Annotated in this window: 21 protein-coding genes; 8 read left to right on the forward strand and 13 right to left on the reverse strand. The window is 70.3% G+C overall.

Annotation, left to right across the window (positions count from 1 at the left end):
* Position 1 precedes the first annotated feature (1 nt).
* Genes G361_RS0124765 through G361_RS0124780 form a run of 4 tightly spaced genes read right to left on the reverse strand, consistent with a single transcriptional unit; the run spans position 2 to position 3502 of the window.
* Positions 2 to 1036 carry a hypothetical protein gene (locus G361_RS0124765; RefSeq protein ID WP_019929806.1) on the reverse strand — a complete coding sequence of 345 codons (1035 nt, stop codon included), beginning with the start codon at positions 1034 to 1036 and terminating at the stop codon, positions 2 to 4.
* The gene (locus G361_RS0124770) at positions 1020 to 2300 is read right to left on the reverse strand and encodes a sensor histidine kinase (protein ID WP_019929807.1); all 1281 of its coding nucleotides are present in this window, start codon (positions 2298 to 2300) and stop codon (positions 1020 to 1022) included. Before G361_RS0124770 ends, G361_RS0124765 begins: the two co-directional genes overlap by 17 nt.
* Positions 2297 to 2989 carry a response regulator transcription factor gene (locus G361_RS0124775; protein WP_019929808.1) on the reverse strand — a complete coding sequence of 231 codons (693 nt, stop codon included), beginning with the start codon at positions 2987 to 2989 and terminating at the stop codon, positions 2297 to 2299. The genes G361_RS0124770 and G361_RS0124775 overlap by 4 nt, the downstream gene beginning before the upstream one ends.
* A gap of 60 nt (positions 2990 to 3049) precedes the next feature.
* The gene (locus G361_RS0124780; protein ID WP_026343458.1) at positions 3050 to 3502 is read right to left on the reverse strand and encodes a flavodoxin family protein; all 453 of its coding nucleotides are present in this window, start codon (positions 3500 to 3502) and stop codon (positions 3050 to 3052) included.
* Between the two features lie 64 nt (positions 3503 to 3566).
* On the opposite strand from G361_RS0124780, the gene G361_RS0124785 reads away from it, so the two are divergent.
* The 5 genes from G361_RS0124785 (at position 3567) to puuE (ending at position 8376) form a co-directional block, all read left to right on the forward strand.
* Positions 3567 to 4292 (forward strand): GntR family transcriptional regulator, encoded by a 726-nt coding sequence (locus tag G361_RS0124785; RefSeq protein ID WP_019929810.1) that lies wholly within the window; start codon positions 3567 to 3569, stop codon positions 4290 to 4292.
* Between the two features lie 79 nt (positions 4293 to 4371).
* A complete protein-coding gene (locus G361_RS0124790) occupies positions 4372 to 5112 on the forward strand; it encodes an aspartate/glutamate racemase family protein (protein WP_026343459.1) in 741 nt (246 codons plus the stop codon).
* Positions 5109 to 6392 (forward strand): DUF6986 family protein, encoded by a 1284-nt coding sequence (locus G361_RS0124795; protein ID WP_019929812.1) that lies wholly within the window; start codon positions 5109 to 5111, stop codon positions 6390 to 6392. Before G361_RS0124790 ends, G361_RS0124795 begins: the two co-directional genes overlap by 4 nt.
* A complete protein-coding gene (alc, locus tag G361_RS0124800; RefSeq protein ID WP_019929813.1) occupies positions 6389 to 7420 on the forward strand; it encodes an allantoicase in 1032 nt (343 codons plus the stop codon). The genes G361_RS0124795 and alc overlap by 4 nt, the downstream gene beginning before the upstream one ends.
* A gap of 50 nt (positions 7421 to 7470) precedes the next feature.
* Positions 7471 to 8376 carry an allantoinase PuuE gene (puuE, locus tag G361_RS0124805; RefSeq protein WP_026343461.1) on the forward strand — a complete coding sequence of 302 codons (906 nt, stop codon included), beginning with the start codon at positions 7471 to 7473 and terminating at the stop codon, positions 8374 to 8376.
* Positions 8377 to 8393: 17 nt separating this feature from the next.
* On the opposite strand, the gene G361_RS0124810 is transcribed toward puuE, so the two are convergent.
* The 3 genes from G361_RS0124810 to G361_RS0124820 form a co-directional block, all read right to left on the reverse strand.
* Positions 8394 to 8885 carry a hypothetical protein gene (locus G361_RS0124810; RefSeq protein WP_019929815.1) on the reverse strand — a complete coding sequence of 164 codons (492 nt, stop codon included), beginning with the start codon at positions 8883 to 8885 and terminating at the stop codon, positions 8394 to 8396.
* A gap of 19 nt (positions 8886 to 8904) precedes the next feature.
* On the reverse strand, positions 8905 to 9660 hold the full coding sequence (dapB, locus tag G361_RS0124815) for a 4-hydroxy-tetrahydrodipicolinate reductase (RefSeq protein WP_369797928.1): 756 nt from the start codon (positions 9658 to 9660) through the stop codon (positions 8905 to 8907).
* 104 nt (positions 9661 to 9764) lie between these two features.
* Positions 9765 to 10880 carry an alcohol dehydrogenase catalytic domain-containing protein gene (locus tag G361_RS0124820; protein ID WP_019929817.1) on the reverse strand — a complete coding sequence of 372 codons (1116 nt, stop codon included), beginning with the start codon at positions 10878 to 10880 and terminating at the stop codon, positions 9765 to 9767.
* A 279-nt stretch (positions 10881 to 11159) separates the two neighbouring features.
* On the opposite strand from G361_RS0124820, the gene G361_RS0124825 reads away from it, so the two are divergent.
* A complete protein-coding gene (locus G361_RS0124825; RefSeq protein WP_026343463.1) occupies positions 11160 to 11807 on the forward strand; it encodes a class I SAM-dependent methyltransferase in 648 nt (215 codons plus the stop codon).
* Between the two features lie 7 nt (positions 11808 to 11814).
* Here G361_RS0124825 and G361_RS0124830 read toward each other — a convergent pair whose 3' ends face one another.
* Together G361_RS0124830 and G361_RS0124835 are read right to left on the reverse strand one after the other, a co-directional pair.
* On the reverse strand, positions 11815 to 13248 hold the full coding sequence (locus tag G361_RS0124830; protein ID WP_019929819.1) for a pentapeptide repeat-containing protein: 1434 nt from the start codon (positions 13246 to 13248) through the stop codon (positions 11815 to 11817).
* Between the two features lie 153 nt (positions 13249 to 13401).
* Positions 13402 to 14607, reverse strand: a complete 1206-nt coding sequence (locus G361_RS0124835; RefSeq protein WP_019929820.1) for an MFS transporter — start codon at positions 14605 to 14607, stop codon at positions 13402 to 13404.
* A gap of 107 nt (positions 14608 to 14714) precedes the next feature.
* Between G361_RS0124835 and G361_RS0124840 the strand changes: the two genes are divergently transcribed.
* Positions 14715 to 15050: a helix-turn-helix transcriptional regulator gene (locus G361_RS0124840; RefSeq protein ID WP_026343465.1), complete on the forward strand. Its 336-nt coding sequence runs from the start codon at positions 14715 to 14717 to the stop codon at positions 15048 to 15050.
* 75 nt (positions 15051 to 15125) lie between these two features.
* On the opposite strand, the gene G361_RS0124845 is transcribed toward G361_RS0124840, so the two are convergent.
* The 3 genes from G361_RS0124845 to rpsO form a co-directional block, all read right to left on the reverse strand.
* A complete protein-coding gene (locus G361_RS0124845) occupies positions 15126 to 16439 on the reverse strand; it encodes a pitrilysin family protein (protein WP_026343466.1) in 1314 nt (437 codons plus the stop codon).
* 73 nt (positions 16440 to 16512) lie between these two features.
* Complete coding sequence (locus G361_RS0124850; RefSeq protein WP_019929823.1) at positions 16513 to 18810, reverse strand: polyribonucleotide nucleotidyltransferase; 2298 nt, start codon at positions 18808 to 18810, stop codon at positions 16513 to 16515.
* Between the two features lie 398 nt (positions 18811 to 19208).
* A complete protein-coding gene (gene rpsO / locus G361_RS0124855; RefSeq protein WP_019929824.1) occupies positions 19209 to 19478 on the reverse strand; it encodes a 30S ribosomal protein S15 in 270 nt (89 codons plus the stop codon).
* Between the two features lie 287 nt (positions 19479 to 19765).
* Between rpsO and G361_RS0124860 the strand changes: the two genes are divergently transcribed.
* Positions 19766 to 20584 carry an alpha/beta fold hydrolase gene (locus G361_RS0124860; protein ID WP_019929825.1) on the forward strand — a complete coding sequence of 273 codons (819 nt, stop codon included), beginning with the start codon at positions 19766 to 19768 and terminating at the stop codon, positions 20582 to 20584.
* 6 nt (positions 20585 to 20590) lie between these two features.
* On the opposite strand, the gene G361_RS0124865 is transcribed toward G361_RS0124860, so the two are convergent.
* Positions 20591 to 21559: a bifunctional riboflavin kinase/FAD synthetase gene (locus G361_RS0124865; protein ID WP_052172871.1), complete on the reverse strand. Its 969-nt coding sequence runs from the start codon at positions 21557 to 21559 to the stop codon at positions 20591 to 20593.
* Between the last annotated feature and the right edge of the window lie 29 nt (positions 21560 to 21588).

Consider the following 21588-nt stretch of genomic DNA (forward strand, 5'->3'; position numbering starts at 1 on the left):
GTCAGGTCGATACCGTCACGTTACCGTCGGTATCGATCTCGGTGCGGCGATCGTGCCGCGGCGAGTGCGCGAGGACGGTCGCCAGCACGCGGCGGCCCAGCGGCAGCACCCGGACCGTGACCGAGCCGGTGTTCGCCGCATCCAATTCCCGCACCGCGGAGTCGATCACCCGCTGCCGCACCCATTGCGGGACGCCCGCGAAACCGCCGTCGTCGAGCAGGATCACCTCGACGCCGCGGGATCGGGCGCCGCGGGCCGCGCCGCTGAGCTCGTCGGTGACCAGTTGCGGGGCCCGCAGGCCGTCGCGCAGTTCGGCCTCGAGCAGCCGGCATTCCTCCCGTTCGGCGGGGGTCAGTTCGGCGCCCTCGGCGATCCGTTCCAGGATGGGCCGGGCCACCCGGTCCAGCCGGTTCAGCTGCCGCTGCCGCTCCCCGTCGGCGGCGGCCATCGTCGCCTCCGCGGCGGCGCGAATCGTGGCCTCCTCCCGCAGGATTCGCAGCGAGCGCTGGGTCGGCCGCATGATCAGCGCGAACACCGACAGCGCGATGAGCGTGCCGATCGGCACCACCGAACCCACCACGTCGCCGACGCGCATATCGGCCCGCACCGCCTCCGCGACGATCACCGCCGCCACCCCGGCCATGCCGAGCCACGCCGACAGCACCCGGCCGCGCAACACCAGGACCGACATCAGATACGACGAGGCGTAGGTGGTCCACATCATGTGGTGCGCGACGTCGGAGGTCAGATTGCCGACGGTGAGCAGCGTCGCGACCGGCGCCGCCGCGGCGACGAACACCGTCACCGGCAGGGGCAGCGGATCGACCGGGATCACCAGCACCATCGCACCGGCCACCACGATCACCGCGGTGCCGGCCAGCACCGCCACCACGGAGGCGGCGGCCAGATTGCGGACCATGTACAGCACCATGGTCAGCTCCAGCATCAGCAGGAACAGCCACGCCCCGCCGCCGCGCATCCCGAGCAGATCCCGCAGCCCGAACCGGACCTCGGCGTCGTCAGAGCCCACCGCCACCCCACACCAGGGTCACCGTCGTCCCCTCCCCGGGCTGCGATTCGACGAAGGCCGCGCCACCGGGCAGTTGCCGCATGCGGCCGAGAATGCTCACCGAGACGCCGAGCCGGTCCGCCGGGATCCGGGCGACGTCGAATCCCGCGCCGTCGTCGGCGAACACCAGCCGGATACTGCCGGCGCTGATCGTGCAGGTGACCGTGCGATACACGCTGCGGCCCGGCACCGCGGCGTGCCGCAGGCTGTTGCGGACCGCCTCGCCGAGCGCCGCGGCCACCGTCGCCGCCGTGTGCAGCGGCATCCGCAGATCGTCGAAACCGGGCCAGGTGCGGGTGGCGAAGCGGACGCTCGGATTCACCTCCTGCACCGCCGAGCGCAGGAAGATCACCGCGGAGCGCGCGTCCAGGACGTCGGGCTCGCGGACGTCGACGCGGATCTCGTCCAGCTGGGTCAGGGTGTGTTCGGCCTGGCGGCGCAGCACCACCGAGGGCTCGGCGTCGCGCGAGGCGTCCAGCAGCGTCGACAGCACCGCGTCGTGGATGAGGGCGGCGAACCGGGCGTGCTCGTGGTCGCGGGCGGCCGCGGCGGCGGCCACCGCCGCGCGCCGACCGGCGAGGGCCGATTCCCGGTCGACCCGCGCCGCCGCACCCAGCGCGGCCGTGATCGCCCACAGGAACAGCGCCGACAGGCCGAAGGCCCGCATCACGGTGGTCGTCACCTCCGCCACGGTGAACGGATCGACGGTGTAGTAACCGGCCAGCGCGACCGCCACGGAGACGAGGACCAGATATCCGGTCGAGATCGACAACCGCCAGGCCAGGCCCGCGGCCAGCACACCGAGCGGCGACATCCGGTACAGCCACACCACCGAGGCGTCCAGCGCGTGCGCGTGCAGCGCGAACGGCATGGTCGCCAGCGCCGCCAGGTAGCACAGCGCGGCGATCCCGGCGAACGAGCGGATCGTGCGCGGCGTGGCGCCCAGCGAGATCAGCGCCAGGATCGGCAGCAGGCCGAAGGCCAGCACGGCCGCGGTCGGCCCCCACCAGAACGCCGCCGCCCGATTCTGTGCCGCGATCTCCGGGACCTCGACCGAGCCCATGATCACCCCGGCGAGCCCGACCGACAGGCCCAGCCGCCGGACGATCCGGTCGAAGGCGACGACGGCGGTATCCGATCCGATACCCGCCCGGCCGCGCCACCACGCCCCGGCCCGGCGGCAGAACCGTGGTCGCAGGACGGGGGCCGCCACGGCTCCCGCGGTGGTCATGTGCGCTGATTGCGCTCGGGTACCGGCAGCCATCCGTCCTCGACGGCACGTTTGTAGAGGTCGGTCTTGGTGGGAGCGGGCCGGCCGGCGTCGGCGTACTTCTGCCGGATCCGGCCGAGATAGTCGTTGACGGTCTGCTCGGACAGGCCGGTCATGCGGGCCACCCGCGAGGCCTTCTCCCCCGAGGCGTACAGGGTGAGCACCTCCTGCTGGCGGGGGCTCAGGCCCACATCGGACAGCTGCGGATCGCCGTCGATGGCGGCGGCCCAGTCGGTGGTCACCACCTGCTGCCCGGACGCGGCGGCCCGCACCGCCTGCACGACGGTCCGCAGATCCTCGGATTTGCGCACGACGCCGAGCACCCCGGCCCGGGCCGCGGAGCGGACCAGATACGGATTGTCGGCGCCGGTGAACACCAGCACCTCCACCCCGCGCTCGCGCAACTGCCGCACGTTCTGTTCCGGCGTGGAACCGTCGGCCAGCCGCAGATCCAGGACCACCAGATCCAATTCCGGTGCCGCCGAGAGCAATTCGCGCACGTTACCGGCGGTGGTCACCAATTGCAGATCGGGTTCGCCGGCCAGCATCGCCGCCAGCCCGATCGCCACCGACTCGTGGTCCTCCACCAGGCCGATGCGGCGCGGCGCCGACGCAGACCGTTCGACCGTATCTTCCGCTGTCGCCTCCACGGGTCGAGTATGCCCGGGACCGGCGGTATCCGGTGAGACACCAGAATTCGGGGGACGAATTCACTGCATGAGCTGGGCCGCCACGGTAGCGCCGAGCTCCCGGCAGCGCTCGAGTTCGTCCTTGCCCGGCTTCGCCGACACCACCACCGGCGCAGCGGATTTCACCCAGCCCAGCCCGGTGGTGACGGTCTCCACGCTGCGCTCGGCGCCCTCGGTGCCCTGATTGCCGTGCACGTACAGGCCGTAGGGCCGGCCGCGGGTGGAATCCAGGCACGGGTAGTAGCAGACGTCGAACGCGTGTTTGAGCGCGCCGCTCATATAGCCGAGGTTGGCCGGGGTGCCCAGGATGTAACCGTCGGCCTCGAGCATGTCGACCGGTGAGACCGTCAGCGCCGCCCGGCGGACCACGTCGACGCCGGTGATCTCCGGGTCGGTCGCGCCCGCCAGCACCGCCTCGAACATCTCCTGCAGGAACGGCGACGGCGTGTGGTGAACGATCAGCAGCCGGGTCACGCCGCCAGCGTAGCGACCCCGCGACGCCACCCGGCGTACCCCGGGGTCGGTTACCGTACCGAGGGTGCCCTCTCGACCCCGCCTGCCGCAGTTACCCGATGTACCGCCGCCGGAGGATCCGCATCGCGGCTACACCCAGTCCGAGATCCTCGCCGCGCTGCGGCGGCTCGTCCTGAGCGGGAGCCTGCCGCCGGGCACCGGACTGCCGCTGCGGGAATTCGCGAAACTGTTCGGCGTCAGCGCGATTCCCGTGCGCGAATCGTTACAGACGCTCATCGGCGAGGGTCTGGTGGAGCATCGGCCGCATTTCGGTTACACCGTCACCCGGCTGACCACCGCCGAACTGCGGGAGTTGTACCTGGTGCGGGAACGGCTGGAATCGGCGGCGCTGGCGGCCGCGGCCCAGCGGGCCGGTGGCGAGGACCACCGGGCGGCGGTGGAGGCGCTGCGGCGGATGGAACAGGCGGTGCAGGCCGACGATCCCGCCGGTTACCACCGCGAGACCCGCAACTTCCACCTCGCGCTGACCCGGCCCTCCGGCATGGCCCGCTTGGTGCACATGCTCGAATACGCCTGGAACATCACCGAACCGGTGCAGCCGATGGTGCACATCAGCGCCGCCGAACGCGCCCGGTTACAGGCCGATCACCATCGGCAACTGGCGGCCTTCCTGGCCGGGGACGCCGAGGCCCTGCTCGCGGCAACCGAACAGCATCACGACCGGCTGAATCGGGTGGTGGCCGAGCTGCCCACCGATATCGGGTTGTTCGCGGAACCCGATAGCCCCTAGAAGACCGGGCCCCGTAAGATATACGGTGGTTGCAACATATCGGCAATACCGGCCCGATACCGTCGAATCCATGGCGATCATGAGAATTCGCGTCGTCAATCCCAACACCACAGCGGCCATGACCGAACTCGCCGCACGTTGCGCCCGCGCCGTCGCCGGGCCGGACGTCGTCATCGAGTCGGCCACCTCCCGCACCGGTCCGGTCTCGATCGAGAGTCATTACGACGAAGCGCTCGCACTCCCGGGCCTGCTGGCCGAGATCGCGCGCGGGGAGGCCGAGGGTGTCGACGGATATGTCATCGCCTGTTTCGGCGACCCGGGACTGTACGCCGCGCGCGAGTCCGCCCGCGGGCCGGTGATCGGCATCGCCGAGGCCGGAATGCAGGCGGCGGCGCACCTCGGCCGGGGTTTCAGTGTGGTCACCACCCTGGCCCGGACCGTCGGGCAGGCCGAGGATCTGGCCGAGCGCTACGGCATGCGGCGGTTCTGCCGCGGCGTGCACGCCACCGACATCCCGGTGCTCGAACTCGACGATCCGCTGGTCCGGACCGTGATCGCCGAGGCCTGCCGGGACGCCGTGGCCGCCGACGGTTCCGATGCGGTCGTACTCGGCTGTGCCGGGATGGCCGGGCTGTGCGAATACCTGACCGCGGAGATCGGGGTGCCGGTGGTCGACGGCGTGGCCGCCGCCACCCTCACCGTGCAGGGCCTGATCACGATGGGACTGCGCAAGTCCGGGCGTGGTGAGTTCGCCGCGCCGCCGCCCAAACCGTATACCGGGATGCTGTCCACCTTCGGGAGCAAGGGAGCGATGCCATGAGCGAGGACATCCATGACGGAGCCGGCATCGGATACGGTGCCGGCGTGGCGGTTTCGCGGCCCGCGCTGTCACCGCAGTTCCTCGACGCGGTCGCGGACCGGGTGCGGGCCGTGGACGCCGAACTGGCCCGCAACTATCCCGGCGACCGGCCCGGACAGCCGATCCACACCGCCTACGTCTGCGCCGCCGACGCGAGCAAGGAATTGCCGCACGAGTGGAGCGCGGCCGCGATGGAACTCACCGACGACCATATCGATCTGCTCGCCGAGCTGGCCGACACCGATGTGCTGGCCCGGGTCCGGGATGTGTTGCAGCACCGGCCGATCCAGGATCTGCGGCTGGACTTCGAGGACGGTTACGGCACCCGCGGCGATACCGCGGAGGACCGGGATGCGGTGCGGGCGGGGCAGATTCTGAACGCGCTGCCCGCGACGGTGGCGGGCCGGGGCATCCGGCTCAAGGGCCTGACCGGCGGCGAATGGCGGCGGGCGCTGCGCACCCTGGAGCTGGTGCTCGACGGGGCGGGCGGGGTCCCGACCGGATTCGTGTTCACCGTCCCCAAGTTCCGCGCGGCCGACCAGGTCGACATCGCCGTGCAGTTGTGCACCGCGCTGGAGTCCGCGCACGGATTGACCCCGGGCACCTTGCGTTTCGAGTTGCAGATCGAGAGCCCGCAGGCGGTGATCGCCACCGACGGCACCGCCACCGTGGCCCGCGCGATCCACCGCAGCGCCGGTCGTTGTTCCGGATTGCATTACGGCACTTACGATTACAGTGCTGCGTGCGGTATCTCCCCGCAGTTCCAGGCGCTGGATCATCCGGCGGCCGACCACGCCAAATCGGTGATGCAGGCCGCGGCCGCACAGACCGGGGTATGGGTGTGCGACGGATCCACGCAGGTGCTGCCGGTCGGCGACGAGGATCAGATGGCCGCCGCGGTGACCCGGCACTACCGGCTGGTGACCCGCTCGCTGCAACGCGGCTACTACCAGGGCTGGGATATGCATCCCGGCCATCTGGTGACGCGCTGGCTGGCGACCTACGCGTTCTTCCGGACCGCGAAGCGGATCGCGGTCCCCCGGCTCGACGCCTACCTGCAGCGGCACACCGCCCGCGGCGGCATCGTCGACGAGCCCGCCACCGCGCAGGCGCTGGCGACCGTGGTGCTGCGCGGACTGGACTGCGGGGCGTTCGGCCCCGACGACATCGAGGCGATGGCCCCGGCCCTCACCGTCGACGTGCTCACCGCCCTGCGCGAAAGGATCCTGCCGAAACCGTGAGTGGCACAACCGATGCGGCACCCGATTTCCTGCTGTTGCCCGATCTGGCGGTCCGCCCCCTCGGCGGGGCCGTGATCTGGGCCGAGGACGAATCCTTCGCGGAGAAGGAGAATCTCATCCGGCCGGAGGCGGCCGGGTTCCGGCCCGCGACCTTCGGTCACAAGGGCCAGGTGTACGACGGCTGGGAGACCCGCCGCCGGCGTGGCCCCGGCGGCGCGGCCCCGGCCGCCGACGACTGCGACGCGGCGATCGTGCGGCTCGGCGTGCCGGGCGTGGTGCGCGGCGTGGTGGTGGACACCGCGTGGTTCACCGGCAACTATCCGCCGGAGATCTCGGTGGACGGCCTGGTCGTCGACGGTTATCCGGCCGCCGCGGAGATCGCCGCGCGCACCGGCTGGACGCCGCTGGTCGCGCGCAGCAAGGTGGCGGGCGACAGCGTCAACCTGTTCCCGGTCGAGTGCGAGCAGCGGTTCACCCATGTCCGGCTGCGGATCCACCCGGACGGCGGCGTGGCCCGGCTGCGGATCCACGGCGAGCCGAAACCCGATCTGCGACAGGTGGATTCGGGACCGATCGATCTCGCGGCACTGGAGTCCGGCGGCCTGGTCACCGATTGTTCCAACCGTTTCTACTCGCAACCGCTGAACCTGTTGCTGCCGGACCGATCCCGGGTGATGGGCGAGGGCTGGGAGACCGCGCGGCGGCGCGACCACGGCAACGACTGGGTGCGGGTGCGACTGGCCGGCGAGGGCATCGCGCGGCTGGTCGAGATCGACACCTCCTACTACCTGTTCAACAGTCCCGGCGCGGCCACGCTGACCGGGATCCGGGCCGACGGCACCGAGATCGAACTGCTGCCGCGCACGACGCTGCAACCCGATACCCGGCACCGGTTCCCGATCGCGACGGCCGAACCCGTCACCGAGGTGCGGCTGGACGTGTACCCCGACGGCGGGGTCGCCCGGCTGCGGGTGCTCGGCACGCTGACCGAGGCGGCGCGCGACCGGCTGCGCGCCGGACTGCGGTGACCGGCAACCGCTGCGGCGCTGCCGATCCGCACGGAGAAGGGATCTACGACATGGGCGACTACCCGCGGGACATGGTCGGCTACGGCGAGCACCCGCCACACCCGCACTGGCCCGGCGAGGCGAATATCGCGGTCAGCTTCGTACTCAACTACGAGGAGGGCGGCGAGAACAACGTCCTCGACGGTGATGCCGGATCGGAGACGTTCCTCTCGGATATCGTTCCGGCGCAGGCGTTCCCGAATCGGCATCTGAGTATGGAGACGCTCTACGAATACGGTTCGCGGGCCGGGTTGTGGCGGGTGTTGCGCGCCTTCGAGAGTCGCGGCCTGCCACTGACCGTCTTCGGGATCGCCCGTGCGCTGGAACGCAATCCGGAGGCGGTGGCCGCGTTCCGGCGCCTGGACTACGAGATCGCCTGCCACGGGCTGCGCTGGATCTCGTATCAGCTGACCGATCGGGAGACCGAGCGCGAACATCTGGCGGAGGCGGTCCGCATCGTCACGAAGTTGTTCGGCGAGCCACCGCGCGGCTGGTACACCGGCCGCGACTCACCGCAGACCCGGGAACTGGTGGTCGAGCACGGCGGCTTCACCTACGACTCGGACTCCTATGCCGACGATCTGCCGTACTGGGTGCGGGTGCGCGATCGCGACCATCTGGTGCTGCCGTACACGTTGGAGGCCAACGATATGCGCTTCGCCTCCCCCGCCGGCTTCGCCAACGGCGACGAGTTCTTCGGCTATCTCCGGGATGCCTTCGACGTGCTGTACGCCGAGGGCGCGGCGGGCGCCCCGAAGATGCTGTCGGTGGGGCTGCACTGTCGCATCGTCGGCAAACCGGCCCGCGCGGCGGCGCTGCACCGATTCCTCGATCATGTCCAGGGGCACGAGAAGGTGTGGATCGCGCGGCGCATCGATATCGCCGAGCACTGGCAGCGGGTGCATCCACCGCGCTGAACGGCGGATATCCGCGGCTATCCGCCCTCGCGCTCGGCGCGCTCCAGATCGACCGCGCGGCGCATGATCTCGCGGGCCCGGCCGCGGTCGCCCGCGTAGTCGTAGGCGCGGGCGACCCGGTAGTTGGTGCGCCAGTTGTCCGGGTCGGCCTCCCACTCCTGTTTGACGCGCTCGAACAGGACGTCGGCGGCGGGTTTCTCGATCCGGCCGGACGGTCGGCGGGGCAGTTCGGAGGCGTCCAGTTCCAGGCCCTCGTCGTGCATGCGACGGGCCAGGCGCTGATGGGCCAGGGCGGCGCGGATACTGCTCACCACCACCCAGAGGCCGATGATCGGCAGGATCAGCACGCCGACGCCGATGCCGATCGCGGCCGGTTTGCCGGTGCCGAGCAGATCGAGCGCGATCCGGCCGAGGAAGGCGAAGTAGAACGCCAGCGCGAGCACGAGGAAGGCGATCACGCCGACGACCCGGATCACCCGGCCACCGGCGCCCCGATCCGGCGCGCTCATCGCGCCGGCCCGTACGCGCTCACAGGTCCAGCAACGGGTCGATGCCGACGGTGAGGCCGGGGCGGTCGGCGATACGCCGGACGCCGAGCAGTACGCCCGGGACGAAGGAGGCGCGGTCGATCGAGTCGTGCCGGATGGTGAGGGTCTCGCCCTGGGTGCCGAACAGCACCTCCTGATGGGCGACCAGGCCGGCCAGGCGGATCGAGTGGACCCGGACGTCGTCGACGTCGGCGCCGCGCGCGCCGTCGAGGGCGGTGCTGGTGGCGTCGGGGCTGCGGCCGACGCCGGCGGCCCGCCGGGCGGCCGCGATGAGGCCCGCGGTGCGGTAGGCGGTGCCCGACGGCGCGTCGGCCTTGTTCGGGTGGTGCAGCTCGATGACCTCGACGGACTCGAACCAGCGCGCGGCCTGTTCGGCGAACCGCATGGTGAGGACCGCGCCGATCGCGAAGTTGGGGGCGATCAGGACACCGACCTCGGGGTTCCCGGCCAGCCGCTCCCGCACCTCGGCCAGGCGCGTGTCGTCGAAGCCGGTGGTGCCGACGACGGCGTGGATGCCGTGGTCGATCAGCCACTTCAGATTCGGCATCACCACGTCCGGGTGGGTGAAGTCGACGACGACCTGGGTACCGGCCGCGGTGAACGCGTCCAGCGCGTCGTCCTTGTCGACCCGGGCCACCAGTTCCAGATCGGCGGCCGCCTCGACGGCCGCGCAGATCGCCTGCCCGACCCTGCCCTGCGCGCCGAGCACACCCACCCGGATCCGGTTCGTCGTCACCTGCCCACTCCTCACATACCTGCGGATCGAAGTCGTTCCGATCGAGAGCCTATCGGTCCGCGGATCGGTGATCGGCACGCCGGTCACGCGGCCGCGGGCGGCGATCAGTCGAACATGATGACCTGACGCAGGCCGTGGCCCGCGGCCAGTTCGTCCATCGCGTGGTTGACCTCGTCCAGGCCGATCCGGGTCGAGATCAGCCGCTCCACCGGCAGGCGGCCCGCGCGCCACATGCGCACGTACTCCGGGATGTCGCGGGACGGCACCGCCGAACCGAGATAGCTGCCGACGATGGACCGGCCCTGGGCGACCAGGCCGAGTGGCGAAATGCTCGCTCGCGCTTCGGGATTCGGCAGACCGACGGTGACGGTGACACCACCCGGCGCGGTCGCGGCGACGGCGGTCTCGAAGGCCCGGACGTTGCCCGCGGCCTCGACCACGATCTCGGCCTGGACATGCTGTTCGGCCAGTTCCGCCGGGCTGAACACGCGGGTGGCGCCGAGTTCGGTGGCCAGCGCCAGCTTCTCCGGCAGCGTGTCGACCGCGATGACCTCGGTGCCGAGTTCCGCGCGCAGCGAGGCCGCGGCCAGGACGGCCGCCATGCCCACGCCGCCGAGGCCGACCACCATGACCCGGTCGCCGCGGCCCGGTTTCGCCGAATTGAACAGTGCGCCACCGCCGGTCAGCACCGCGCAGCCCAGCACCGCCGCGATCTCGGGCGGCACGTCGTCGTCGACGGGAACCACCGAGTGCCGGTCGACCACCGCGTGGGTGGCGAAGCCGGACACCCCGAGGTGATGGTTGACCGGCTCGCCGTGCCGCAGCAACCGGCGGCCGCCCGCGAGCAGCTCACCGGCGTTGTTCGACATACTGCCGGGAATGCAGGGGGTGCGGCCGTTGGTGGCGCACCCCTCGCACCGGCCGCAGCGCGGCAGGAAGGTCATCACCACCCGCTGCCCGACCGACAGATCGCTCTCGTCGCCGCCGATCTGCTCGATCCGGCCGGCGGCCTCGTGCCCGAGCAGCATCGGCAGCGGACGCACCCGGTTGCCGTCCACCACCGACAGGTCCGAATGGCACAGGCCGGCCGCCTCGATCCGGATCAGCAGCTCACCGGGACCGGGCTCGGCGAGATCCAGCTCCGAGACGACGATGGGTTTCGAGTCCGCATAGGGCGCCGGCGCCCCGATCTGTTCCAGTACGGCTCCGCGAATCCTCATGCCCCGACGCTACCGCCGACCCCCGACACCAGTGCGCGGCGGGCGCGGACACCCCGGCTCCGGCCCGGGATGCTCGGCGGGGCTCGAAGTGCTCCGGCAGGGGACGCTCGGCAGGGCTCGCATCGCGGCAGCCGGGCCGCCGCGGCCGGCCCGGCGCACGGCGGCGCGGTGCCCGGCGCGCGGTCCGCGACCGCGGCGGCGGATAATCCGTTCGACTCGATCATCCGACGGCTCGGCGGACCTCCGCGGGTCGTGCGCATCGCAGACTGGGACCAGCCTATGAACAGCACCGCACCGACCCGTGGCTTCAACGAAGTGATCACCGGCTCCTTCGACCGTCTCGCGCGGGTCTACGACACCGCGCTCGTGCAGCAGGTGTTCTATCGGCCGCCGCAGGACGAGACGATCGCCGAGCTGCGCCGCAACCGGTCCCGCCGGATCGCCGATATCGGTTGTGGCACCGGCATTCTCGCCGCGCGGATCCAGCGGGAGCTGCAACCGGACCAGGTGTTCGGGGTGGACGCGTCGCCGGGGATGCTGGAGCAGGCCCGCGCGCGGAATCCGCTGGTCACCTGGCTGCACTCGACGGCGGAGAGTCTGCCCTTCGACGACGGCGCGCTCGACGCGATCGTCACGACCACGGCGTTCCACTTCTTCGATCAGCGGGCCGCCGTGACCGAATTCGCCCGGGTACTGGGCGCGGGCGGTCTGGTGGTCATCGCCACGATGCACTACAGCGGTCCGCTGGCGCGCGGGATCCAGCAGGTCACCCGCAACAGTTTCGCCCCGGCGCACGCCCCCGCCCCCGGCGAGACCCGGGAACTGTTGCGGGACGCGGGATTCGATGTACTGGATCAGCGGAAGGTGCATCGGCCGCTGCCGAATCGGCTGATCCCGGACGTGATCACGCTGGGCCGCAGGCGCTGACGCGCGGTCACACCGGCGTGGCCCCCGGCGGGATCGGCGGCCACAGCGCGGGTGCGATGTTGTCCGGTTTGCGGGACGGGTCGTCGTCCCAGTCGGCGATCACCCCGACCCAGGATTTCGGTTTGTCGAAATCGACCTCGCGGGCCGCGAATTTCGTGCCGCGGAAGGAGATCTCGCCGAAGAAGTCGCCGCGGGTGAAATTCACGGCCCGGCCCTCGAGGACGGCGTCGGCGAACGAGACCGTGCCGTGGTATTCGACGCGAGTGAAGTCGATCTCGGTGGTCCCGGGCCGCCGCCACCGGGATTTCACGCCCAGTCGCGCACCCTCGAAGGTGGTGCGGTCGGCGAAGAACTGGGTTCCGGCGAAGGTGATCCGCTCACCGGCGAATTCGGTTTTGTCGAAGAGGGTTTCGTCGCCGCCGAAGGTGACCGAGGTGAAATCGGTCTGCTCGGCGAGGAACCGGACCTCGGTGAAGGTGGTGTGCGGGCCGAGGAATCCGGCGTTCGGGAACGAGGTTCGACTGCCGCGGAACACGGCCCGCTGGAACGAGACCGGCGAGCCGAATCGCACGCCGCTGAACACCACACCGCTGCCGCGCTGTTCGGACCGGCGCGGCTCGCGCGGCGCGAATTCGGTGTCGCGGAACAGGGTCAGCGCGCCCCGGAACTCCGCGTTGCGGAAATTCACGTAGTGGCCGACGAACCGCGCGGATTCGAAGGTCGTCGCCCGGCTGCCGGTGAACACCGTCCGCGCGAAATACGTTCGTTCCCCGGCGAATACCGTGTAGCGGAAATCGCAGTCCTCCAGCACCGCGTCCGCGAAGTCGAAATCCCGGTCGGACCAGGAGATCTCGGCGGATGGCCGCAGATGGGCCGCGATCACCTCGACGACGGCCCGGCGCACCTCCCGATCGTTCGCGCGCAGTTGGTATTTCAGCTCGGTGGTGGTGCCGTCGGTGGCGCTGGTCTCGGTACGCGCGGCCAGATGGCTGGCACCCACCTCCGGTTCGTACGGCAGGCGCAGATAGCCGCACAGCACGTCGATGCACTGCTGCCGCCGTCCCGGCGCGGCGAAGTCGTCGGCGACACCGGCCATGGCGTACACGCCGGCCATCCGCACCGCGGCGTCCACGTCGCCGAGTTGCCTTGCGGCCGCACCGAACAACTCCGCGAACCGGCCCCGCTCGGAGTCGCGCTGCCGCCGATACGCGACCACCAGCCCGACCACGCCGCCGATCCCGACGGTCACCGAGAACGCGAACCGCGTCAGATCCGCCTTGCTCGGCGGCTCGGCGGCCACGCCGAGAACCTGCCGCAACAGCCACCAGGCCGCCGCCGTGACGGCCACCCCGAGGATCACGGCCACCACGATCGCGGTCAGCAGCGACGATCGCCGCAACCGCCGGCTCAGCCGGTCACCACGTGTTCCCTGTTGCCACATTGCGGCATCGTAACCACGAAACTCGCGTCGCCGCAGCACGATCGGCGACCGACCGACCGGCCCGATTGCGCCACCACATCACCCCACCGGCACAGCCGTCGGCCGGCGTGCCGCGCTGCTGCGCGGTGCACGCCGGCCGATCGGCGCAAGCCGCTATCGGGTCGCGCGGTCGCCCCGGACGCCGATTCCGGCCGCCACCAGGCACTCCACGGCCACGACCGCGACAAACCACGGGAAGATCCGGCTGATCCCCCAAGCGCTCGCCGCCCAGCCGGCCAGCACGGTCGGCAGCGCCATCGCGGTGTAGGCGAGCAGATAGTAGGCCGACATGGTCTCGCCGCGCTTCTTCGGGGGCACGACGTTGGACAGATGCCGCAGCGAGCCGCCGAAGCCGAGGCCGAAGGTGCCGCCGAGCAGGACCCCGGCCAGCAGGACCACCGGCCAGTCGTGGGTGTCCAGCGCCGGGACGGTGAGCACCAGCGCGATCGCCATCCCGGTGTCGCCGATGATCGCGGCCCGGCGGGCGGGCACCCGCGCGGCGACCAGTTGCACCAGCGCACCGGATGTCGCGGTCGCCGCGACCACCGCTCCGCCGAACACCAGGTTGTGCACGCCGGTCTGCTGCGCGGCCAGCGACGGGTACAGCGACAGCAGCACCCCGAGGACCGACCAGGACGCCATCACACCCAGTGCGGAGAACCAGAAGTCGCTGCGGATCTCCTGCGGCACAGCCGGTTTCGACACCCGGATGGGTCCGGCCACGCGCGCGGTGTGGGTCTCCTCCATCGCCACCACCCCGACGCCGATCAGCAGGCACAGGATCGTGATGGTCACATACGGCGTGCGCAGCGGATACGGCACGTACTGCGCGAGGATCGAGGAGCCGAGGATCGCCACCGCCATCCCCACGTTGAACGCCACACCGGACAGCTGCCCGGTCCGCGCGCCGTGCTGCGGCCGCAGGTCCAGCAGTGCGGCGGCGCCGGCCACCACCGTGGATCCGACCGCCAGGCCGTGCAGGGCACGGGCCACCAGCAGCATCGCCACATTGTCGGCGAACAGGAACACCACCAGGCCGACGATCATGGTCGCGACCGCGGCCAGCAGTACCGGCTTCCGGCCGACCGCATCCGAGATGCGCCCGGATACGAGTACCGCCGCCAGCGCGGCGACGGCGTACACCGCGAACACGACGGTCGTGGTCAGCGGCGAGAAATGCCATTGTTTCTGGTAGATGCCGTACAGCGGCGCCGGAACCCCGGAAACTCCCAGGGCGACGCCGGTGGCGGCGAGGATCAGCGCGTACGCCCAACTCTGGGTGCTGCGCTCGGCGGCGGGCGCGGTGACGAGTGCCGTCATCGTTTCATCTCCATCGAGGTGGCCGAGGTGGTTCGATTACCATCGAACCCAACACCACCCATTCCGGTTTGATTCCCATCAAACCACGGCACACTGTGACGGTGATCATGACGGAGACGAAGCCGGCCGTGGAGGCCCACCCGGTCGGCCCGGTGCAGACGGTGCTGGCCGCGTTGCAGGATCCGGTGCGCCTCGAGATGGTGCGCCGGCTCGCCAACGCCGGTACGGCGATGCAGTGCGGACTGCTCTACGAGACGATCAACAAGTCGACCGCCACCCATCACCTCAAGACGCTGCGCGAGGCCGGGCTGACCGAGCGCATCACCGAGAACGGCCACACTTACGCCCGGCTGCGCACCGACGAGGTCGACGCCGCGCTGCCCGGCCTGATCGCGTCGGTCGTGCGCGCGGCCAACCTCGCGCACGACACCCCGGACGCCTGACCACCACACACCGTCCGGCACGAGAAAACCGTCGCGGCGCCGAAATCACGGCGCCGCAACGGTTTCCGGCTAATCTCAGTCCACCAGCCGCCGCACCGCCGCAGGCAGGTCCCGGGTACGCCGGTACGGCCCGGCGACCGCGACCCCGACGGGCCGGGCCAGCAGCAGCCGCGCCACCGCCGTCACCTCCTCGGTGGTGACCTGGTCGATGCGGGTCAGCGTCTCCGAGACGCTGCGATGGTTGCCGTAGGACAGTTCGCTGCGGCCGATCCGGTTCATCCGGGAACCGGAATCCTCCAGTCCCAGCACCAGACCGCCGCGCAGCGAACCCTTCGCCCGTGCGCATTCGGCGTCCGTGATGCCGTCGGCGACAACCTCTTCCAGCACACCCTTCGCCAAACTCGCGACCTGGCCGAGGTTTTCGGGCTGGCAGCCGATGTACACCGAGAAGGCGCCGGTGTCGGAGAAGGTGTCGAGGCTCGAGTACACCGAGTACGCGAGACCGCGCTCCTCCCGGATCCGTTGGAACAGACGGGAACTCAGCCCGCCGCCGAGCACCGTGTTGAGGACCGACAACGGCCAGCGCCGCGAGCCCTCGTGCCGGCCGAAGGCCCGCACACCGAACACGAGATGCGCCTGCTCGCTGTCGCGGTACAGCCGCAGCAACTCCGGCTGGGTGCGCATCCGGAACCGGCCCTCGCGCCGCGGCGCGGGCTCCCGCGCCTGGTCCAGATGACCGGCGAAGGCGCGGTACACCAACTCCACGGTGTGCTCGTGGTCGATGTTGCCGGCCACCGCGATCACCATCCGGTCCGGCGTGTACCGGCGCAAATGGAAGCTCCGCAGTTGGCCCGCGCTCATCGACTCGATCGATTCGATGGTCCCGATCACCGGGCGGCCCACCGGATGGTCGCCGAACAGCGCGGTCAGGAACGCGTCGCCGACCATATCCTCCGGGTCGTCGTCGCGCATCGAGATCTCCTCGAGCACGACCTGCCGCTCCACCGCCACATCCTCGGCCCGGCACAGCCCGTTCAGCACGACGTCGGAGACCATGTCCACCGCCAGCGGCAGATCCTCGTCCAGTACGTGCGCGTAGTAGCAGGTCTGCTCCTTGGCGGTGAACGCGTTCAGCTCACCGCCGACGGCATCCATCGCCTGCGCGATATCCAGCGCCGACCGGCTGGGTGTGGCCTTGAACAGCAGATGTTCGAGGAAGTGCGCGGCGCCGGCCACGGTCGGGCCCTCGTCGCGCGAACCGACCCCGACCCAGACGCCGATGGAGGCCGACCGCACCCCGGGCACGTGCTCGGTGACGACCCGCAGGCCGCCGGGCAGCACCGCCCGCCGCACACCACCGTCCGCGTTCACGGTGTCCGTCGCGTCAATTCCGAGAGAAGAACCCCCCTGCCCGGCGTCGAGCAGGGGGGAACTGTACTTCTTCTTCGTCACACCGAAATGTTTACTCGGCACCGGCCTCGGCCGCAGCTGTGTTGTCGGAAGCGGAGGCAACGGAAGCGTCCGCGGAATCTTCTTCTTCCACCGGCACCAGCGAGATCTTGCCGCGATTGTCGATATCGGCGATCTCCACCCGGATCTTGTCGCCGACGTTGACCACGTCCTCGACCTTCGCGACCCGCTTGCCGTTGCCCAGCTTGGAGATGTGCACCAGACCGTCGCGGCCCGGCAGCAGCGAGACGAACGCGCCGAAGGCGGTGGTCTTCACGACCGTGCCCAGGAAACGCTCGCCGACCTTCGGCAGCTGCGGGTTGGCGATGGCGTTGATCGCGTCGATCGCGGCCTGCGCCGACGGGCCGTCGGTCGCGCCGACGAAGACGGTGCCGTCGTCCTCGATGGAGATGTTGGCGCCGGTGTCCTCGGTGATCTGGTTGATGACCTTGCCCTTCGGGCCGATCACCTCGCCGATCTTGTCCACCGGGATCTTGATCGCGGTGACGCGCGGCGCGTACGGGCTCATCTCGTCCGGGGTGGCGATGGCCTCGGCCATCACGTCCAGGATGGTCAGGCGCGCGTCGCGGGCCTGGTTCAGCGCGCCGGCCAGCACCTTGGAGGGGATGCCGTCGAGCTTGGTGTCCAGCTGCAGCGCGGTGACGAACTCCGGGGTGCCCGCGACCTTGAAGTCCATATCGCCGAAGGCGTCCTCGGCGCCGAGGATGTCGGTCAGCGCGACGTAGCGGACCTCCTCCTCACCCGAGTCGTTCTTCACCACGTCGGACACCAGGCCCATCGCGATGCCGGCGACCGGCGCCTTCAGCGGCACACCGGCGTTCAGCAGCGACAGCGTGGAGGCACACACCGAACCCATCGAGGTGGAACCGTTGGAGCTCAACGCCTCCGACACCTGCCGGATCGCGTAGGGGAACTCCTCCTGCGGCGGCAGCACCGGCTGCAGGGCCCGCTCGGCGAGCGCGCCGTGACCGATCTCACGCCGCTTCGGGGAGCCGACGCGGCCGGTCTCACCGGTGGAGAACGGCGGGAAGTTGTAGTGGTGCATGTAGCGCTTGGAGGTCTCCGGGCCGAGCGAGTCGACCTGCTGCGCCATCTTCACCATGTCGAGGGTGGTGACACCCAGGATCTGGGTCTCGCCGCGCTCGAACAGCGCCGAACCGTGCGCGCGCGGCACCACGGCCACCTCGGCGGACAGCGCCCGGATGTCGGCCAGGCCGCGGCCGTCGATGCGGAAGCCGTCGGCCAGGATGCGCTGACGCACCAGCTTCTTGGTGACCGAGCGGAACGCCGCGCCGATCTCCTTCTCCCGGCCCTCGAAATCCGGAGCGAGAGTGGACAACACGTCGAGCTTGATCTCGTCGATCCGCTCCTCGCGCTCCTGCTTGCCCGCGATGGACAGCGCCTGGCCGAGCGGGGTCTTGGCGGTGTTCTCCACCACCTGGAACACGTCCGGGCCGTACGGCGGGAACAGCGGGAACTCCTCGGTCGGCTTGGAGGCCAGCGCGGCGAGGTCCTGCTGCGCCCGGCACAGCCGCGCGATGAACGGCTTCGCCGCCTCGAGGCCCTCGGCGACCACGGTCTCCGTCGGCGCCGGTGCGCCACCGTCGATCAGGGCGAGGACGTTGTCGGTGGCCTCGGCCTCGACCATCATGATGGCCACATCGCCGGACTCGACCACGCGACCGGCGACGACCATGTCGAACACGGCCTCGTCCAGCTGCTCGGTGGTCGGGAAGGCGACCCACTGGGCGCCTTCGCCGCTGCCGATGAGCGCGACGCGCACGCCGCCGACCGGGCCGGAGAACGGCAGGCCCGCGATCTGGGTGGACGCCGAGGCCGCGTTGATGGCGACCACGTCGTACAGATCCTTCGGATCCAGGCTCATCACCGTCACGACGACCTGGATCTCGTTGCGCAGGCCGTCGACGAACGACGGGCGCAGCGGACGGTCGATCAGGCGGCAGGTCAGGATCGCGTCGGTGGACGGACGGCCCTCGCGACGGAAGAACGAGCCGGGGATACGACCCGCGGCGTACATCCGCTCCTCGACGTCGACGGTCAGCGGGAAGAAATCGAACTGGTCCTTCGGCGACTTGCCCGCGGTGGTGGCCGACAGCAGCATGGTCTCGTCGTCCAGGTAGGCGACGACGGCGCCGGCGGCCTGCTTGGCCAGCCGGCCGGTCTCGAAGCGCACGGTGCGGGTACCGAAGGAGCCGTTGTCGATCAGAGCGACCGACTCGAACACACCGGGCTCGACCTCGATCGCGGAACTGGTCACGGTTTCTGTCATGTTTCTTTTCTCAACCTCTCGTCTGCACCGGATCCAGCGCTGCTCGTGAGCGCGATCCGGTGTCCGTCGGCCGTACCCGGTACGGACGCGCGGCGGCGAAAATCAACCTCTTGTGTGCCACGCGCGTACACCCGGCCGCCTCCCCTTGGAGGCGGCGACGCGGAGGCGGTCATCGATCGAAGCCCTCCGGTGGAATCACCCTGCCGAAAAGCCACTACCGAAGACCGACGCCACGCGATCGGGTGTGTACGGCCGTATGTGTCGTCCTCGTCACATGCGGGCGGGTGCCCACACACGACTGGCCGACGAGGAGATTGTATGCCTCCTCGCCGGCTGCCTTGCGAACTGTCCGGTACAGATCGTGTCGCTCGCGCGAGTTCCCGTCGGGATCCCCGAACTCAGCGACGGAGCCCGAGCCGCTCGATCAGCGAACGGTAACGCTCGATGTCCTTCTCCTGCAGGTACTTCGAGAGCCGCTTGCGACGACCGATCAACGCCATCAGACCGTGGCGGGTGTGGTGGTCGTGCTTGTGCTTCTTGAGGTGCTCGGTGATGTCGGCGATACGCTTGGACAGCATCGCGATCTGGGCCTCCGGCGAACCGGTGTCCTTCTCGTGCACACCGTACTCGGTGAGGATCGCCTTCTTCTGCTCGGTGGTCAATGCCACGGATGATCTCCTGTGTGTTCCAGTCCGCGCTCGAGGTTCCGGGACGCATCCCGGCCGGGCGCCACCGCGGACCGCAGCAAACCCGACGGGCAACATTACCGGACGCCGATCGCGTGGCCGAACTCCGGACCTCCGGACCACGCGGATCGTCGCCGCGACGGGCCGCCGCGGAGGCGCCGCCGTTACCCGGCAGGTAATCGCCTTGCGCCGCCGCCGGTGCGAATGTGGTTCCAGCACGCCACATTCCACGATCCGCATCGAGCGGATCCCGCCGAGAGGACGAGACCATGCCGTACTTCGAGACCACCGACGGCACCCGCCTGGCGTACGAGGACTACGGGACCGGCGCCCCGATCGTGTTCCTGTCCAGCTGGGTGCTCAATGCCGACATGTGGGAATACCAGGTGCCGTACTTCCTGGACCGCGGCTACCGCTGCGTACTGCCGGACCGCCGCGGCCACGGCCGCTCGGACCGGCCCGCCACCGGCTACGACGCCGACACCCGCGCCGACGACGTGGCCGCGCTGCTGGCGCATCTGGACCTGCGCGAGGTCACGCTGATCGCGCATTCGGCCGGTGGCGGCGAGGCCGCGCGCTACCTGAGCCGGCACGGCGAGGACCGGGTCGCGCGGGTCGCATTCCTCGCCGCGACGCTGCCGTTCCTGAAGCTCACCGAGGACAATCCGGCGGGGATCCCGGCCGAGCTGAGCGAGGCGTCGGTGGCCCAGTGGCGGCGGGACCGGCCGAAGTGGTTCGCCGACCGGGCCCAGGGCTACTTCGCCACCCATCTCGGCAACGATGTGTCACCGGCGTTGGTGGACAACGAGATTCGCCGTTGTCTGTCCGCCTCGCCGTACGCGACGACCGCGGTCTGGCGATCGACCTTCGAGACCGACTTCCGCCCCGACCTGACCGGTATCACGATCCCCACGCTGATCGTGCACGGCGCCGCCGACCAGTCCGCGGTGATCACCGTCACCGGCCACCGGACCGCGAAGCTGATCCCGCACGCCACCTACCTGGAGTATCCGACCGCCGGTCACGGGCTGTACGTCACGCACGCGGAACAGCTCGACGCGGACCTGCTGGCCTTCATCGCGGGCTGAGCCGGGTCAGTCGTCGCGATGGGCGGCGAGCACCTCGCGGGTGCGGACCACGTCGCGGTCGATCTCCGCGACCAGCGCCTCGATGGATTCGAACCTGTCCATCGTGCGCAGATGTTCCACGAAATCCACCGCCACGTGCTGGCCGTACAGATCCAGATCGGCGTCCAGCACGAACGCCTCGACCGTGCGGGTGCGGCCGGAGAAGGTGGGGTTGGTGCCCACCGACACCGCCGCCATCCGGCGCTCGCCCGCGAGCATGATGCCGCCGCGTTCGGGCGTGAGCACGGTGAACCACGCCGCGTACACGCCGTCGGCGGGAATCGCGGCATGGTTGGGCGGGGCCACGTTCGCGGTGGGGAAACCCAGCTGCCGGCCGCGGCCGTCGCCGTGCACCACCACGCCTTCGACCCGGTGCGGCCGGCCCAGCGCCTCCGCGGCGGCCGCCATGTCACCGGCGTCGACGCAGGCGCGGATGTAGGTGGAGGAGAAGGTGACGGTATGTTCGCCGATCAGCCGCACCCCGTCCACCTCGTAACCGAACCGGGTGCCGAGATCGCGCATGGACTCGATGGTGCCGGCGGCGCGGCGGCCGAAGGTGAAGTTGTCCCCCACCACCACCTCGAGTACGTGCAACTTCTCGACCAGCAGGTCGTGCGCGTATTCGGCGGGGGTGAGCTTCATGAACTCCTGGGTGAACGGCATCACCACGAAGACGTCGACGCCGAGTTCCTCCACCAGTTCGGCGCGGCGGGTCAGCGTGGTGAGCTGGGCGGGATGCGATCCCGGCCGGATCACCTCCATGGGGTGCGGATCGAAGGTCATGAGCACCGAGGGCACACCGCGGACGGCGGCGGATTTCACAGCGCGACTGATCAACTGGGCGTGCCCGCGGTGCACGCCGTCGAAAACTCCGATCGTCAGCACACACCGGCCCCAATCGGCCGGTACGTCGTCGAGGCTTCGCCATCTCTGCACACACCGCAGCCTACGCAACCGCTCTCACA

This window comes from Nocardia sp. BMG111209 (assembly GCF_000381925.1).
Classification (GTDB): Bacteria; Actinomycetota; Actinomycetes; order Mycobacteriales; family Mycobacteriaceae; genus Nocardia.